Below are 17,002 nucleotides of genomic sequence, written 5' to 3'. Positions count from 1 at the left end.
AGCCCCGCTGTACCCCGACCCCTCATAATCACCTCCAATGCAGCGCTGGCTCACTTACCAACGCGAGCGCTTCCCCCTGGCCCAGTACGCGCCGCTGGTGCTCGTCACCAGCTTTTGCGTGCTGCGCTACGCGGGCGATTTCCCCGGCTGGCTGCCCTACCTCGCCGTGAGCCTCGTCAGCCTGCTGCTCTACCTGCAACTGCGCGTCCTCGACGAGTTCAAGGACTACCGCGACGACCTGGCCCACCGCCCCTACCGCCCGGTGGCGCGGGGCCTGATCCGCCTGGGCGAGCTGGCCTGGCTGGGCCTGGGGGCCGCGGCGTTGCAAGCCCTGCTGTGCGCCTGGCTCATGCCGTCGGCGCTGCCCATGCTGGCGCTGGTGTGGGCCTACATGGCGCTGATGGGCAAGGAGTTCTTCGCCCACCGCTGGCTGGTGGCCCGCCCGGTGGCCTACCTGCTGAGCCACCTGCTCGTCGTGCCGCTGATGCAGGTCTTCGTGGGGCTGTGGGGCGGCCTGCGGGCCGAAGGGGTGCCGGGGCTGGTGGCACTGAGCCTCTGCGCCGGGGCGCTGATGGAGCTGGGCCGCAAGATCCGGCTGCCTCAGGAGGAAGAGGCCGGGGTCCAGACCTACAGCGCCCTGTGGGGCTGGCGGCGGGCACTGGCGGTGTGGGCCGGGGTGGCGACGGCGGGGGCGATGGCGGCGGCCTGGGCCAGCGGGCGAGCTTGGCCCTTTTTCGCGCTGGCCGGTCTTTTGCTAGCGATTTTGCAGATATACCAGCGTCCTGAGCGCGGGCTGTCTACAATCAGTGCTATCTCCGCGCTGTGGGTGGTCGTGCTGTATCTCGCGCTGGCACTCCGCTTATGAAGCTCATTCCCCCGGATTCCCCCGCAGAACGCTCGAGCTTAGGCGGCAAGGCCTGGGCCCTGAGCCGGCTCGAGGGCTTCCCCGTCCCGCCCTTCGTGGTCGTGACGCCCGAGGCCTTCGCCCGCAGCCTGGGCCCGCGGCAGCTCGAGCTCCTCGAGGCCGGGCGGTTCGAAGCGCTGTTCGAGGGCCTGCGGCTCGAGCCCGGCCTGGCGAAGGCGCTGCTGGGGGCCCTCCCCGAGGCCGGGTCCTACGCGGTGCGCTCCTCCGCCGCCGACGAGGACGCACCGGGGCACTCCTTCGCCGGGCAGTTCGAGTCCTTCCTGAGCGTGCCCCGCGAGCAGGTGCCCGAGTTCGTGGTGAAGGTGTGGGCTTCGGGCTTCGGCGAGCGCAGCCGGGCCTACCGCGAGGCGCGGGGCCTGCCGCCGGGCGGTAAGCCCCCGGCGGTGCTGGTGCAGGCCATGGTGCCGGCGGAGGTGGCCGGGGTCTGCTTCAGCCGCGACCCGCTGGACGGCTCGAGGGCCTGCGTGATCGCGGCGGTGGCGGGGCTGGGCGACAAGCTGGTCTCGGGCGAGGCGGAGGGCCAGACCTACCGCGTGCAGGACGGGGCGGTAGAGATGCCCGAGGGGGCTTTGCTCAGCCGGGAGGGGGCGCTCGAGGTCGCCGCGCTGGCGTTGCGCTGCGAGGCCCACTTCGGCAGCCCCCAGGACATCGAGTGGGCGATGCAGGGCGGCAGGCTCTACCTGCTCCAGTCGCGCCCCATCACCACGCTGCCCGCGGCGCAACCAGAGGCGGGCGAGCCCACTTGGTGGGACAACTCCAACATCATCGAGAGCTACAGCGGCGTGACCACCCCCCTCACCTTCTCCTTCGCCAGCCGGGCCTACCGGCAGGTCTACCGCCGCCTGGTGCGCCTGTTCGGGGTGCCGCAGGGCCTCATCGAGGCCAACGGCCACGTCTTCGACGGCATGATCGGGCTGGTGAAGGGGCGGGTGTACTACAACCTCAGCCACTGGTACAAGGCGCTGGCCCTGCTGCCGGGCTTCTCGGTCAACCGGGGCTTCATGGAGCAGATGATGGGCGTGGCCGAGGGGATGCCCGAGGGCCTGCGGGTGGAGGTGAGCCGCTCGAGGGCCCAGGACGCGCTCTACCTGGCCCGGACCGTGCTGGGGCTCCTCACCAGCTACCTCCTGCTCCCCCGCTACGAGCGGGCCTTCTACGCCCGCCTGGAGGCCGCGCTCGACAAGGCCGACCTCTCGCGCCTGGACTTCGTGGGCCTGGCCCGGCGCTACCGGCGGCTCGAGGCCAGCCTGCTCAACCGCTGGGACGCGCCCCTGATCAACGACTTCTTCTGCATGGTCTTCTACGGCCTGCTGCGCCGCCTGGGCCAGCGCTGGCTGGGCGAGGAGGGCGCGTTGCACAACGACCTGGTGGCGGGGGAGGGGGGCATGGTCAGCGCGGAGCCCGCCCAGCGCTTGCAGGCCATGGCCGCGCTGGTGCGGGGGAACCCGGGGCTGATCGGCCGCCTCGAGGCCGACCCCGCCTCCGCGCTGCACGAGCACCCCGAGCTGGGGCGCGAGTTCCGGGCCTACCTCGAGCGCTTCGGCGACCGCTGCCTGGACGAGCTCAAGCTCGAAAGCCCCACCCTCACCGACCAGCCCGAACTGCTGGCCCGGACGGTCGCGCAGCTGGCCCGCACCCCCGAGCCCCCCCTCCGCGAGGCCGAGGCCCGCCGCCGGGCCGCCGAGGCGCGGGCGCTGGGGCAGCTCTCGGGGTGGCGGCGCCGGATCTTCGCCTACGTGCTGCGCGAGGCGCGGGCGCGGGTGCGGGGCCGGGAGAACCTGCGCTTCGAGCGCACCCGGGTCTTCGGCGAGGCCCGCCGCCTGTTCCGGGCGATGGGGCAGCGCTTGCGGGAGATGGGGCGGCTCGAGCACGAGGGCGACGTGTTCTACCTGACGGTCGAAGAGATCCTGGGCTACGCCGAGGGCACCGCCGTCAGCCTCGACCTGCGGGGCCTGGTCGCGCTGCGCAAGGCCGAGTTCGAGCGCCACCGGGCCGCGGGCGAGCCGCCCGGCCGCTTCCGCAGCCTGGGGAGCGTGTACGAGGCCGAGCCGGTGGGCCAGGAGGCCGAGGGGCAGGCGGCCGACCTCCGCGAGGGCCTGGCCTGCTCGCCGGGGCGCGTGCGGGGCAGGGTGCGGGTGATCCTCGACCCCCGCGCGGCGCGGCTCGAAGAACCCGCCATCCTGGTCGCTCCCCGCACCGACCCCGGCTGGATCCTGGTCCTGCCGCTGGCGCGGGGCCTGATCGTCGAGCGGGGCAGCCTGCTGTCGCACTCGGCCATCGTGGCGCGGGAGCTGGGCATCCCCTGCGTGGTGGGCCTGGGCGGGGCCACCCGCTGGCTGCGCGACGGCGACGAGGTCGAGCTCGACGGCAGCGCGGGCACGGTGCGGCTGTTGAAGGCGGAGGTGAGCCCGTGATCCGCCGCTTAGGGCGGCCCCGCAGCGAGGTGCAGGCCAAGGCCGACTTCTCGCGCATCCGCTACGCCCAGGTCTGGGAGGACGCCGACGTGCTGCTCGAGGCCCTCCGGATCCGGCCCGGCGACCGCTGCCTCTCCATCGCCTCGGCGGGCGACAACGCCCTGGCGATGCTCACCCAGAACCCCGCCAGCGTGGTGGCCCTCGACCTGAGCGCGCCGCAGATTCACTGCCTCGAGCTGCGGGTGGCGGCTTTCCGGGCGCTCGAACACCCCGAGCTGCTCGAGCTCGTCGGCTCGGTGCCCAGCGCGCGGCGGCGAGGGCTCTACCAGCGCTGCCGCCCCTTGCTCTCGCCGGAGGCCCGGCGCTTCTGGGACGCGCAGCCGGTGGAGGAGGGCATCGGCAGGCTGGGCAAGTTCGAGCGCTACTTCGCGCTCTTCCGCCGCTTCGTGCTGCCCTTCCTGCTCTCAGGGGCCAGGGTGCGCGAGCTGCTCACGCCCAAGCCCGAGGCTGAGCGGGTGGCCTTCTTCGAGCGGCACTTCAACACAGGGCGCTACCGGCTGCTCATGAAGCTCTTCTTCTCGCGCTTCGTGATGGGCCGCCTGGGGCGCGACCCGGCCTTCTTCTACCACGCCGAGGGCAGCGTCTCGGCGCAGGTCAAGGCCCGCGCCCGCCACGCCCTCACCGAGCTCGAGCCCGCCCACAACCCCTACCTCCACTGGATCCTGCTCGGCCGCCACGACTCGGTTTTGCCGCTGTACCTGCGGCCCGAGCACTTCGCCACCATCCGGGCCAACCTCGACCGGCTGAGCTGGGAGCGGCTGAGCCTCGAGGACTACCTCGCCCAGCACCCCGAGGGCTTCGACCGGGCCAACCTCTCCGACGTCTTCGAGTACATGTCGGAGGAGGCGACCGAGGCTCTGCTGGGGGCGCTGGCGGCGCACCTGAGGCCGGGCGGGCGGCTGGTGTACTGGAACATGATCGTGCCGCGCAGCCGGCCGGAGTCGTTGGCGCACCTGCTGGAGCCGAGGCTCGAGGAGGCCGAGCGGTTGCACCGGCAGGACAAGGCGTTCTTCTACTCCCGGTTGGTGATTGAGGAGCGGAAATGAGGGAGAGGGCGGGGCTTGGTGCTTTGGTTTGGCGGGGATCGCTCCGCCGTCAGGGGTGTATGGGGGCGGGGTTCGCCCCCCGCCCCCCTGCCACCCCCGACACCCCCACCACCCCCCACGAGCAAGCCACCGATTCACGGCCGGGGACGGGCCCGCGGGTCGGGCGCCCTTCCACGGGGAAGTGGGGCTGTAGTCGGCTGTCGGGCTGGGTACAACCCCAGTGGATGATTTATCCCAACAAGGCGTTTGGCGTTCGGCTATCGGCGTTCGGCTATCGGCGTCGGGCGTCCGGCGTTCGGCTGTCCCTCGCCGCCAGAGGCCGCCCATGACCTGGACCGCCTTCGCCGTCATGCTCGCGCTGGGGGCTTTGCTGGTGGGGGTCAAGCTCTGGCAGCGGCGGGTGCAGCCGCACGCGGAGGTGGCGCGCAAGGTCATGCACATCGGGGTGGGGGTGATCGCGCTGGCCTTTCCCCGGTTGTTCGGGTGGGGCAACCTCGAGCCCGTGCTGTGGGTGTGTGGCGTGGCGGTCCTGACCATGGTGGCGCTGCGCTTCCTGCGCTCGGCGAGGGCGGTGCTGGGGAGCGTGCTGAGCTCGGTGGAGCGGCAGGGGTGGGGCGAGGTGTACTTCCTGCTGAGCATCGCGCTGCTCTTCGCCTTCGCCCACAACCCGGTCGAGTACTACCTGCCGCTGCTGGTGCTGACCTTCGCCGACGGGCTGGCGGCGCTGGTGGGGGTGGCGTACGGGCGTGTGCGCTACGGCACCGAGGGGCGGTACAAGAGCCTCGAGGGCAGCCTGATGTTCTTCCTGGTGGCCTTCGGGCTGGGCTACGGCTACCTGCTCTTCGAGAAGGGCGTGCTCGAGGCCAGCCTCTACGCGCTGCTCGTCGCCAGCGTGAGCACGCTGATGGAGGGGGTCTCGGTGGAGGGGCTGGATAACCTGCTGGTCCCGGTGATCAGCCTGGGCGTCTTGCAGCAGCAGCCGGGGCTGGGCGAGCTGGCCCTCATGGCCTTGCTGGCGGTGGTGCTGGCGGGCCTGGTGGCCTGGACCATGACCCGCTCCGAGCGCAACGCCCCGGCGCGGGTGGCGCTGATCCTGGGGGCTTTGCTGGGGCTGGTGTGGCTGGGCTGGCCGGGGATGCTGGGGCTGGGGGCGCTGGCGGGGCTGTGGGGCTGGTGGTACGGCTGGACCTTCCGCTGGCCCGCGCCCATGCGCAAGCCCGGGGCCAAAGGTTGAACGCAGGAGACGCGCCATGCAGATCGTTTCAGGCCTGGATTACCCGCCGCACCCCGGTTTGCCGCCCTTCGAGCCCCTTCCTCCGGCCCCGGCTTACCTGGGCGTGGTGCAGGAGGGGGTGTTGGTGGCCCGGGCCGGCTTGTGGGGCCAGGGCGGGCTGGGGGCCATCGGGCATTTCGCCGCAGTAGGCCGGGAGAGCGGGGTGCGCCTGCTGCGGGCGGCCTGCGAGCGCCTGAGGCAGCAGGGCTGCGTGCGGGCGGTGGCCCCGCTGGACGGGAGCACCTGGTTCGGCTACCGCTGGGTGGTCGAGACCTCGGACGAGCCGCCCTTCCTGCTCGAGCCGCGCAACCCGCTCGAGTACGCCGGCTGGGCGCGGGAGGCGGGCTTCACGGCCTGGCAGACCTACCGCTCGACGCTGCACACCGTCCACGTCCCCGACCCCCGGGCGGCGGAGCTCGAGGCCCGCTTCGCCCGGCTCGGCCTGCGCCACCCCGCGCCCCAGACGCTCGAGGCCGATCTGCGCGGCATCCACGCCCTCTCCAACGCGGCTTTCGTGGGTAACCCGCTGTTCAGCCCGCTGGACTGGCCCTCCTTCGAGGCCCTCTACCGCCCGCTGGTGAGCAGGGTGCCGCCGGAGTGGGTCTGGATCGCCGAGGACGGGGGCCGCACGGTGGGCTTCCTGCTGAGCCTGCCCGACCCCACCCAGCCTGGAACCCTCCTCGCCAAGACCCTCGCCATCGCGCCGGGGCGGGAGTACGCGGGCCTGGGGCGCTGGCTGGCCGAGTGCTTCTACCGCCAGGCCTTCGGGGCGGGCTTCCGGCGCGTGATCCACGCGCTGATGTGGGAGTCCAACCGCTCGACCAACCTGCAGGGCCACGGGCGGGTGATCCGGCGCTACGCGCTGTTCGCACGCGAACTATGAACCTCGTCGAACTGCTGCTCGAGCGCGCCCGTGCCCACCCCGACAAGCCCGCCATCCTCGAGGAGGGGGGCACGCTGAGCTACGGGGAGCTCGTGGCGCGGGCGGCGGGGCTGGCGGCGCACCTGCGGGCGAGGGGCATCGGCCAGGGCGACCGGGTGCTGGTGCTGGTGCCGATGAGCGGGCAGCTCTACCTGACCCTGGCCGCGCTGTGGTCGCTGGGGGCGGTGGTGGTGTTCGTGGACCCCGGCCTGGGGCGGCCCGCCTTCGAACACGCCCTGGGGCTGGCCCGGCCCAGGGCCCTGATCGGGGTCCCCAAAGCCTTCCTGCTGTGGCCGCTCTCGCCGGGCTTCCGCCGGGTGCCGCTCAAGCTGCTGGCGACCCGCCCGGCCAGGGGGGATGCCCCTGGGCTCCTCCCCCTCGAGCCCTCCGCCCCCGCGCTCGTCACCTTCACCTCAGGCTCCACCGGCAAGCCCAAGGCCGCCGAGCGCACCCACGGCTTCCTGCTGGCCCAGCACGCGGCGCTGCAGGACCTGTTGGGGGCGAAGGGCGAGCTCGAGCTGTGCACCCTGCCCATCGTGGCCCTCACCGTGCTGGCCTCGGGCGGGACCGCGCTGCTGCCCCACGCCACCCAGCCCCCCAGGCTGCGGCCCGAGCGGGTGCTGCGGCAGCTCGAGGCCCACCCCGCCGAGGTGCTGGCCGCCACGCCCGCCTACCTCGACAAGCTGGTGCGGGGGGCCCTGGCGCGGGGCCGGCGGCTGCCCTTCCGGCGGGTGTTCATCGGCGGGGGGCCGGTGTGGCCGCAGGTGCTCGAGCGCCTGCGCGAAGCCGCCCCCCAGGCCCGGCCCACGCTGGTCTACGGCTCCACCGAAGCCGAGCCGATGGCCCACCAGGACTGGGCGGGGGTCGGGGAGGCCGACCTCGGGCACATGCGCCGGGGCGGGGGCCTGGTCGCCGGACTCCCGGTGCCCCAGGTGCGGCTGCGGGTGCTCCCCGACCGCTTCGGCCAGCCGCTGCCCTACGCCTGCGAGGCCGAACTCCTGGCCGGCGCCCTGCCGCCGGGGGAGCCCGGCGAGATCGTGGTGAGCGGGGGCCACGTGCTGGAGGGCTACGTGGGGGGCGTGGGCGACGCCGAGACCAAGTGGCGCGACCCGGCCACCGGCACCGTCTGGCACCGCACCGGCGACGCGGGCTACTTCGACGCGCAGGGTCGGCTGTGGCTGCTGGGGCGCTGCTCGGCCCGCGCGGGCGACCTCTACCCCTTCGCCGTGGAGGTGGCGGCCCAGTTCTTCCCCGGCGTGGAGCGGGCGGCGCTGGCGGGCTGCGGGGAGCGGCGGGTGCTGTTCGTGGAGTGGCGCGGCACGCCGGACGAGGCGGGCCTGGCGGGGGCGCTCGAGTGGGCCGGCCTGCACGAGGTGCGCTCGGTCGCACGGATCCCGCTGGACTCGAGGCTCGCCACCAAGGTGGACTATCCGAAGCTGCGGGAGATGTGCCGGGAACGTCGATAGTCGATGGTCGGTGGCCGATAGCCGGGCGCGGGTCGTGCGTTGTACGTCCTACGTCGTACGCCAAACGCCAAACGCAAAACGCCGAACGCCAAACGCCAAACGCCAAACGCCAAACGCCAAACGCCAAACGCCAAACGCCAAACGCTAAACGCTAAACGCCAAACGCCAAACGCTAAACGCCTTTTCTTCACCCCCCTTAACAAGGGGGGCTGGGGGGGATACCCCCTCCCCGCGTGCGGGGAGGGTTGGGGAGGGGTCGCCACGAGCCACTAGCCTTTCGCTGACCGCTGACCGCTTGTCACGGACGACCGCCTATTGCGGGTAGCACCCGGCTGCGGCGCCGGAATCGCTGCAGGGGGTGAATTGCACTACACTTAAGGGGTTCGGCATTTCGCGGGGCGTGGGTTCGGAGACCGGGTCGGAGGTCCGGGATGCGTGGCGCAGGGGTATTGGGCTTTTTATTCGCCGTAGCCGTGTTGGCCTGGGGGTTGCCCTCGTCCCGGGCGCAGAATGCTGCCCTGAACCTGGGGGTGTTCAAGGCGGGGTCGTGGGGGGCCCACCTGCGCCCGGTACTGGCGCTGGCGGTGAGCGCCGACGGGCTCATCGCCACGGGCTCGGTGGACGAGACCGGCAAGCTGTGGGCGGGGGTCTCGGGCAAGCTGCAGAAGACCATCGGGGCGCACGCCGACTCGGTGACGGCGGTGGCCTTCAGCCCCGACGGGAGCCTGCTCTTCACCGGCTCCGACGACCAGAGCGTGCGCGTGCTCGAGACCAGGAGCGCCTCCGAGCAGCAGGTGCTGCGGACCCAGGGGCGGGTGCGCTCGCTGGCGGCCAGCGGCGGCCTGCTGGCGGTGGGCACCGACAACGGGCGCATCCAGGTGTTCCAGCTCCGGCAGGGCGGGGCCGAGGCCGTCGCGCAGCTCCAGGGCCACAGCGGCGAGGTGCGCGGCCTGGCCTTCAAGCCGGGGAGCAGCGTGCTGCTGTCGGGCTCGAGGGACGGAACGGTGCGGCTGTGGGACGCGGCCAAGGGGGCTTCCCTGGCCTCCAAGAGCGAGGGGGTCCCGGTTTCTGGGGTGGCCTTCGACCCGGCAGGGCAGCGGCTGGCCTACAGCCTGGAGAACGGGCTGGTCTACCTCCACCCGGCCAACGCCTTCAGCCAGAACAGCGCGGCGCGGGCCCCCGGCGGGGTGCAGGCCCTCGCCTTCGCGCCGGGCGGGGCCTACGTGGGGGTGGCGGTGCGGGGGGCAGGGGTGCAGTTGCTCGAGGTCGCCAGCCGCAAGCTGCTCCCGGCCTGGGGCGACCCGCGCGACGTGGCCGCCCTGGCCTTCCTGCCCTCGGGGACGGGGCTGGTGGCCGCCTCCGGCACGCAGGTTTTCACCTGGGTGGCCCCTACGGCGGTGTTCCGGGCCGGCGCGGTGCAGGCCGGCCCGCCCGAGCCGCAGAAGGGCGGGGTCCGCATCACCAGCACCCCCAGCGGGGCTACCGTGCTGCGCGACGGCAAGGTGCTGGGCACCACCCCCCTGACGCTGGAGGGCCTCGAGCCCGGCACCTACCGCTTCACCCTGCGGCTACAGGGCTACGCGAGCGAGGAGGTGAGCGTGACGGTCCCGGCGGGCGGGGTCCAGGCCGTGGAGGCCCGCCTGACCCAGGCGGCCGCCGCCCAGCCGCAGCCCCAACCGCAACCCCAACCGCAACCCCAGCCCGGCCCGCCCCCCGTCGCCGCGGCCCCCACCGTGGCCCTCATCTCCCCGCCCAGCCGCGAGATCGACAGCCTCGACTTCTCGGTGGTGCTGCGCATCGCCAACCCCTCGGGGGTGCCCCTCGACATCGAGCTCGTCGACGCGAGCACCGGGCGAACCCTCACCAAGATCGAGGCCCGCAACGTGGGGGTGGCGGCCTCCGAGACCCGCACCTACAACTTCCGCCTGCCGCCCGACACCCCGCCGGGGGTCGTGCAGCTCACCATCGTGGTCACGCCCAGGGGCGGCGTCCCCCAGACCCTCTACGCCACCGTCAACTACCAGCCCGCCCGCCCCTCCCAGCCCCAGGCCGTGCTCAAGCGGCTGCGGGTGATGGTGGTGGGGATCAACAAGTACGAAGACCCCAACATCCGCCCCCTGGGCCTCGCCGAGAAGGACGCCTCCGACCTCGCGCGGGTCTTCGAGCGGCAGAAGGGCCGCGCCTACGACGAGGTGCAGGTGGTGCGGCTGCTGGGCAAGGACGCCCTGCTGTCGAAGGTCAAGAGCACGCTGGGCGAGTTCCGCCGAAACGCCGGCGAGGCCGACACCACCGTGCTCTTCTTCTCCGGCCACGGCTTCAACGACGGGCAGGTCTACCTCATCCCCATGTACAACAGCCGCCTGAGCGACCTCGAGAGCGACTCGCTGCGCCAGTCGGACGTGGAGGACTTCGTGAGCAAGGCCCGCGGCCGGGTGATGGTCTTCATCGACACCTGCTACTCGGGGGCGGTGGTGGGCGGGCGCAGCAACAACCCCGACCCCGACCGCTTCGTGCAGAGCCTGGCGGCCGGCTCGGGCGACCGGCTGGTGATGGCGGCCTCGCGGGGCGGGCAGCCGGCGCTCGAGAAGCCCGACTGGGGCAACGGGGCCTTCACCAAGGCGCTGCTGGAGGCGCTCGAGGGCGGCGCCGCCGACAGCAGCGGGATGGTGACCTCGAGCCAGCTCTTCGCCTACGTCAGCCGCCGGGTGCGCGAGCTGACCCAGAACCAGCAGATCCCCCAGCAGCGCTTCGTGGGGGAGGACTTCCCGGTGGCCCGGGTGCGATAATGGCAGCGAACGTGTAACGCCGGATTAACCGTGGGCGGCCCACAATGGGCTGCACGAGCGCATTACAGGAGGCTGGGCGTATGAGGCGATGGGCATTGGCGGTGTTGGCGCTGGCGTTGGCGAGTGCGGCCCTGGCCGAGGACCGGGCCCTGATCATCGGCATCCGCGAGTACGAGAAGCCCCTCCCCGGCCCCGACCGCGACCTCGAGCTCATGCGCCAGGTGGCCCTCAAGCTCGGCTTCCAGCCCGCGCAGGTCCGGCTGCTCAAGGACCGCGAGGCCACCCGCGAGGGCATCCTCAAGGCCGCCGACGAGTGGCTGGTGAGGGGCACCAAGGCCGGCGACCGCGCCATCTTCTACTTCAGCGGCCACGGCACCCAACTGCGCGACCTCAACGGCGACGAGGACGACGGCTGCGACGAGGCCATCGTGGGGCAGGACGGGCGGGTGGTCAGCGACGACGAGATAGACGGGCTGCTGCAGAAGGTGGCGGCCAGCGAGATCTGGGTGATCCTGGATAGCTGCTTCAGCGGCACCGCCACCAAGTCGGCCCTGTTCGGGGAGATCGAGGGCAAGCTGTGGCCCAAGCCCGCCCAGCAGCCCAATTGCGCCAAGCCCGCCAACGTGCGCTCCATCGGCGTCGAACAGGACAAGGCCGGCCCCCGCGTCATCAGCCTCAGCGCCGCCGCGCAGAACGAGGTGGCGCTGGGGGCGCTGGCGGTGGGGCAGGGCAGCGCCTTCACCCAGGCGCTCTACAACCTGGTGATGCAGCAGGGGGCCAACCTCTCCTTCCTGCAACTGCGCGACCGCAGCGCCGACGCCATCCGCCTGGCGGTGAGCCGCTTGCAGCGCTACCTGCCCCACACCCCCCAGCTCGACGGCCCCCCGGCCTGGCTGGCCAAGGACATCTACGCCTTCGGCAAGCTGGACCAGCCCGCCACCCCGGCCCAGCCCTACACCGGCGCGGTCGAACAGGCCGCCACCCCCGCCGAACTCCTCGACCGCATCCTGCGCAACAGCCAGTTCCGCGTGGAAATCGCGGCCAACAAGCCCAGCCGCACCTACAAGCTGGGGGAGGAGGTGAGCTTCCGGCTGGTGAGCTCCAAGGCCGGCTACCTCAACCTCATCGACCTCGGCGCCGACGGCAAGCTCACGGTGATCTTCCCCAACGAGTTCAACTCCGACAACCGCGTCGAGGAGAACGAGCTCGTCGAGGTGCCGGGGCGCAAGGTGGGCAGCTTCAACTTCCGCGCCGTCGAGCCGGCGGGCACGAGCCGCGTGCTCGCCATCGTCACCACCGCCCCGCTCAACCTCTACCGCTCCGGGCCGGGCAGCCTCAGCGGCCAGTTCAAGACCCTCGACTTCACCGGCCGCCAGCTCCCCGACCTCGCCGCCACCATGAGCCGCAACATCGGCGTGGCGGCCCCCCCGGCCGCCCAGAACCCCCCTCCCCCCGCCGCCGACCCCGACCGCAACCGCCAGGCGGCGCTCGAGCACGGCGCCGCCGAGGTGGTGGTGGAAGTGGTGAAGTAGGTCCGGATGCGCCCGCTGTCCCGCTTCTGGCAAAGCCCCGTCGCCCGCAAGGCCCTGCACCGCACCGCGCTGATCCTGCTGGTGATGGGGGCGCTGCAGCTCATCCACCGCTACGACCTGCTGGGGCCGCTGGGGTTCTTGGTCGACGTCGAGCAGAACGCCCCGCTCGACCAGCTCACCCGCGTGGTCTACCGCTGGGACGCCCCGCCCCCGCGCCAGGCCTTCCCCCCGGTGGTGCTCGTCGAGGTGGACCGGCAGAGCCTCGAGGCGCTCAGGGTGCAGGGCTACCTCTTCCACCGCGGCCGCATGGCCGACCTGCTCCTGCGCGTGGCGGAGTACCGCCCGGCCGGGGTGCTCGTCGACTTCGACCTCTCCTTCGGCTCCAACGAGCAGGCCGCGCTCTCGGAGGGCGACGAGCGCTTGCTGCGGGTGCTCGCCCGCTTCCCCTACCCGCTGCTGCTGGCCGACGGCCGCTCCCCGGAGGTCCTCTCCGACGCCGAGGTGCCCGAGCCCAGCGTGCTGGGCCGGCCCATGGGCCGCCTCAACCCGCAGATCTTCCCGGTCAACGCCTTCGTGCTCTACGACAGCGACGGCGTGACCCGCTGGGTGCCCAAGGCCGAGCCCGGCCAGCCGCTGCCGGCGGCGCTGGCGCTGTACTGCCTGGGCGTCGGGCGCGACCTGAGCCGCCCGGAGGACCTCGAGGCCTGCCGCCGCCTGAGCGTGGGGCCCTTCGGGGTGGGCGAGCGCATCGTCTTCCGCGAGATCCGGCGCTTCGGCAGCGGCGTCCAGGGGGAGCAGCTGTGGAAGGGCCTCGCCGTGATCAGCGCCGCCGAATTCCTGCGCGGGGGGCTGGTGCGCAGCGAGAGCACCGAGGGCGCCGTCTTCCTGCTGGGCCGCACCTGGCCGCTGGACTCCGACCAGCACTTCGTGCCGGTGCGGGCGGCCTCCTCGGGGCTGCAGGGCATCGACATCCACGTCAACGCCCTCATGACGCTGGTCACCTACGGCCACTTCAGCGCCGGGCTCAACCGCTGGCTGCTGGTGTTCATGGTCCCCACCCTGGTCTTCGTCGCGCTCTTCCTCACCTACGCCATCACCGACGGGCTGCTGGGCCGCTCGAGGTTCCGCAAGGTGATCAACGGGCTCTTGGAGCCCACCATCATCGTGTGGCTGCTGTTTTGGGTGGGGGCGTTCATCGTCAACCGCTTCGGCTATTTCCTCGACTATCTCTTCCCGGTCGTGGCGATGCACTTCGCCCTGCTGGGGCTCAAGGTGTGGAGGGGGGCGAAAGGGCATGACGCACCGGCGGATTAGTGTCGCGTTGATGGCGGTGTTGGGCCTGGCGCTGGGGGCACAGGTCAAGCTCGAGCTCAACGGCAAGGCCCGGCTCGAGCGCAAGGGCGGCGTGGCCCAGACCTACGAGCGCGCCGGGGGCAGCCCCCTGACCCTCGACCTGCAGCCGGGCGACCGGCTGTGCGTGGAGCGGGGCGAGGCCCGCCTGACCTACGGGGTGCGGGTGTACAACCTGGGCGCGGCCACCGCCTGCTTCCAACTGGCCCCCTCCCCCAGCCTGTGGCAGCGGCTGACGGAGGCGTGCAAGGACGTGGGCATCTGCAAGGACGAGGCGGCGCGGGCCTTCGCCAAGCCGGCCACCAGCCGGGGCAACGGCGACGCCCCCGCGCTCTACCTGCCCACCGACTACGCCCTGCCCGAGCTGCGCCTGCCCGTCGCGGGCGGGCGGCGGGTGCGGCTGCTGGGCGCGGGCGGCGAGGAGCTTTTCAGCCAGGAGGCGGCCACGGGGGTGTTCACCCTCCCCACCAGCGCCCTGCGCTTCGCCCAGCGCCTCGAGGTCGCGGGCCCCGGCGGGGTGGTCTACGCCGCCCCCGTGGTGTGGGTGGCGCTCGAGGCCGACGGCATCGCCCAGAAGCCCCGCGAGCAGGGCCTGCGGCTGCTGCTCAGCGAACAGGTCGGCTTCGCGCCCGCGGCCTACAGCTACCTGCTGGCCGCCGGGGAGCGCGAGCTGGCCGCGGTGATCGAGGCCCAGATCCGCGCGGCCTTCGGCGGGTCGGCGCCGTGAGGCGGAGGAGGCGGGGATGAGACGCTGGCTAGTCCTGCTGCTGGGCCTGGGGTGGGGCCTGGCCCTGGCGCAGTTCGGGGGGCTGGCGGTGCAGGTCAGCCTCGACAAGGCCACCGCGGCGGTGCCCGTCCCCACCTACCGCATCGGGGAGAACGGCCAGATCTTCGTGCGCGTCGCCAAGGACGCCTACCTCTACGTCTTCAACGTCAACTCCGACGAGAGCATCGACCTCGTCCTGCCCAACGCCCTCGACAAGCGCAACCTCGCCCGGGCCAACCAGACCTTCCAGATCCCGCCCAAGGGGGCGAGCTGGGCCATCACCGTCGGCGAGCCCGAGGGGGAGAGCGCCATCCTGGTGCTCGCCACGCGCCGGCCCATCGCGCTGGAAGAGATCGCCGACGTCGAGCGCGGCGAGGTGATGGTCAGCGGCGCCCAGGAGCTCGGCGAGGCGCTGGGCGTGCTGATCCTGGCCGCCGGGCTCGGCGAGGCCGACTACGGCCTGGGCGGGGCCGAGTACGTTGCCGCCCGGGGCCCGCCCGCCCCCCAGGCCGCCACCGGCAAGTTGGTGGTGGAGTCCACGCCCAGGGGGGCGCAGGTCTTCGTCAACGGCAAGTTCGCCGGCACCACCCCCCTCACCCTCAGCCTGGCGGCGGGCCGCGCCGAGGTCGAGGTGCGGCTCGAGGGCCACCAGACCTACAAGGTCGCCGTCACCGTCAAGGCCGGGGAGACCACCCGCCTCGCCCCCACCCTCGCCCGCCTCGAGCGCCCCGGCACCCTGGCGGTGCGCTCCAGCCCCAGCGGGGCCCAGGTCCTCCTCGACGGCAAGGCGGTGGGCACCACCCCGCTCACCCTCCAGCTCAAGCCCGGGAAGTACTCGCTCGAGGTGCGCCGCGACGGCTACCGGCTCTACAAGACCACCGTCACCGTGCAGGCCGGCCAGACCGCCCAGGTCACGGCGGCGTTGCAGGCGGCGGCCCCCCAGCCCGCCACGCTGGTGGTGCAGAGCCCCACCCCCGGGGCCACCGCCACGGTCAACGGCCAGGCCTACGGGGCCATCCCGCCGGGCGGGCTCAAGGTCAGCCTGAACACCCCCAGCGCCACCGTGGTGGTGAGCGCCCCCGGCTACCAGACCAAGACCCAGACCGTCGCGCTCCAGCCCGGCAAGACCAGCACCGTCAGCCTCGCCCTCCAGGCCGCCGCCTCTGGCCCCGCGCCCGTGGCCCAGGCCCCGGTGGTGCGGGTGGTGGCCCCCGCCCCCCGCAGCGAGGTGGAGGGCCTGGAGTTCAGCCTCAGCCTGCGCATCCTCAACCCTTCGGGCGCCCCGCTCGACATCGAGGTGCTCGACGCCGGCGGCCAGCCCCTGACCAAGCTCGAGGCCCGCAACATCGCCCCCCAGGCCGCCAGCACCGTCAACGTGACCGTGCGGCTGCCCCCCGGCACCCCCGAGGGCGTGGTGTTCCTGACGGTGATCGTCACCCCCAAGGGCGGCGCCCCCAGCGAGCCCCAGCCCCTGCAGGTCACCTACAAACCCCGCGCCCAGCCCCAGGCCGTCGCCCGCCGCCTGCGCGTCCTGGCGGTGGGGATCGACCGCTACAGCGACCCGGTGATCCGGCCGCTGCGCTACTCGGCCAAGGACGCCGCCGACTTCACCCGGCTGTTCCAGAGCCAGAAGGGCCGCCTCTACGACGAGGTGGAGGTCCAGCTCTTCACCAACGAGAAGGCCCGCCTCGAGGACGTCAAGTTCGCCCTCGACACCTTCCGCAAGACCTCGAGCAAGAACGACACCACCATCCTCTTCTTCTCCGGCCACGGCTTCAACGACGGCCCCGACTACTACATCCCCATGCACGACTCCAAGTACGACCGCCTCTCGGCCACCGCGCTCCCCCAGCGCGACCTCGAGTTCTTCATGCGCGGGGTGCAGGGCCGCATCATGGTCTTCATCGACACCTGCTACTCGGGCGGCGCCATCGGCGTGCGCGACGTCAAGAGCAGCAGCCCCAACTCCTTGGTCCAGGGCCTCAACGCCAGCGCCCTGGGCGACCGCATGATCATGGCCGCGAGCTCGGGCAGCGAGTTCGCCCTCGAGGACGAGCGCTGGGGCAACGGGGCCTTCACCCTCGCCCTCGTCGAGGCCCTGAGCGGCAAGGCCGCCGACGCCGTGGACTCGAGGGGCGAAGTCACCCCCGCCCGCCTCTTCGACTACGTGGTGCGCCGCGTGCAGCAGCTCACGGACGGAAAGCAGACGCCGCAGCAGCAGTTCTCGGGGACGAGTTTTGCGCTGGTGCGGGTGAGGTGAATGTCGATGGTCGATAGCCGATAGCCGAACGCCGATAGCTGAACGCCAAACGCCTTGTTGGGATAAATCATCCGCTGGGGTTGTGCCCCGCCCCGCAGGCCAACTACAGCCCCACGCCCCAGTGGACACCCGCTCGGTGGTTGCTGCCGTGCCCCGGCCGGGGTGTGCGGCTCACGCGGGAGGGGGTGGGCGGGGTGGCGCA

11 protein-coding genes are annotated in these 17,002 nt (G+C 72.5%); all 11 read left to right on the top strand.

Going from position 1 to position 17,002, the window contains the following annotated elements; translation table 11 throughout:
* Positions 1 to 37 precede the first annotated feature (37 nt).
* The 11 genes from MEICH_RS30395 to MEICH_RS26720 all read left to right on the top strand — a co-directional run bounded on the left by MEICH_RS30395 (position 38) and on the right by MEICH_RS26720 (position 16,800).
* Positions 38 to 865 carry a UbiA prenyltransferase family protein gene (locus MEICH_RS30395; RefSeq protein WP_027891045.1) on the top strand — a complete coding sequence of 276 codons (828 nt, stop codon included), beginning with the start codon at positions 38 to 40 and terminating at the stop codon, positions 863 to 865.
* Positions 862 to 3,339 (top strand): PEP/pyruvate-binding domain-containing protein, encoded by a 2,478-nt coding sequence (locus MEICH_RS0100790; RefSeq protein ID WP_027891044.1) that lies wholly within the window; start codon positions 862 to 864, stop codon positions 3,337 to 3,339. The genes MEICH_RS30395 and MEICH_RS0100790 overlap by 4 nt, the downstream gene beginning before the upstream one ends.
* A complete protein-coding gene (locus tag MEICH_RS0100785) occupies positions 3,336 to 4,445 on the top strand; it encodes a BtaA family protein (RefSeq protein ID WP_027891043.1) in 1,110 nt (369 codons plus the stop codon). Before MEICH_RS0100790 ends, MEICH_RS0100785 begins: the two co-directional genes overlap by 4 nt.
* Positions 4,446 to 4,770: 325 nt before the next feature.
* On the top strand, positions 4,771 to 5,679 hold the full coding sequence (locus tag MEICH_RS22900; protein ID WP_051303818.1) for a diacylglycerol/polyprenol kinase family protein: 909 nt from the start codon (positions 4,771 to 4,773) through the stop codon (positions 5,677 to 5,679).
* Positions 5,680 to 5,695: 16 nt separating this feature from the next.
* On the top strand, positions 5,696 to 6,601 hold the full coding sequence (locus tag MEICH_RS0100775) for a GNAT family N-acetyltransferase (protein WP_027891042.1): 906 nt from the start codon (positions 5,696 to 5,698) through the stop codon (positions 6,599 to 6,601).
* Positions 6,598 to 8,106 (top strand): AMP-binding protein, encoded by a 1,509-nt coding sequence (locus tag MEICH_RS0100770; protein ID WP_027891041.1) that lies wholly within the window; start codon positions 6,598 to 6,600, stop codon positions 8,104 to 8,106. Before MEICH_RS0100775 ends, MEICH_RS0100770 begins: the two co-directional genes overlap by 4 nt.
* Before the next feature lie 431 nt (positions 8,107 to 8,537).
* Entirely contained in the window at positions 8,538 to 10,892 is a 2,355-nt protein-coding gene (locus MEICH_RS0100765) for a caspase family protein (protein ID WP_084542111.1), read from the top strand.
* A gap of 80 nt (positions 10,893 to 10,972) precedes the next feature.
* Positions 10,973 to 12,424 carry a caspase family protein gene (locus MEICH_RS0100760; RefSeq protein ID WP_169730615.1) on the top strand — a complete coding sequence of 484 codons (1,452 nt, stop codon included), beginning with the start codon at positions 10,973 to 10,975 and terminating at the stop codon, positions 12,422 to 12,424.
* A gap of 6 nt (positions 12,425 to 12,430) precedes the next feature.
* Positions 12,431 to 13,738 carry a CHASE2 domain-containing protein gene (locus tag MEICH_RS0100755; protein WP_027891038.1) on the top strand — a complete coding sequence of 436 codons (1,308 nt, stop codon included), beginning with the start codon at positions 12,431 to 12,433 and terminating at the stop codon, positions 13,736 to 13,738.
* Positions 13,719 to 14,501: a hypothetical protein gene (locus tag MEICH_RS0100750; RefSeq protein WP_157202539.1), complete on the top strand. Its 783-nt coding sequence runs from the start codon at positions 13,719 to 13,721 to the stop codon at positions 14,499 to 14,501. Before MEICH_RS0100755 ends, MEICH_RS0100750 begins: the two co-directional genes overlap by 20 nt.
* A 16-nt stretch (positions 14,502 to 14,517) precedes the next feature.
* Entirely contained in the window at positions 14,518 to 16,800 is a 2,283-nt protein-coding gene (locus MEICH_RS26720) for a PEGA domain-containing protein (RefSeq protein ID WP_051303817.1), read from the top strand.
* The last annotated feature ends 202 nt before the right edge of the window (positions 16,801 to 17,002 follow it).

It is taken from the genome of Calidithermus chliarophilus DSM 9957, from assembly GCF_000430045.1.
Classification (GTDB): Bacteria; Deinococcota; Deinococci; order Deinococcales; family Thermaceae; genus Calidithermus; species Calidithermus chliarophilus.
The sequence above is the reverse complement of the archived record's forward strand: the minus strand, read 5'-3'. Positions and strand labels throughout refer to the sequence as shown.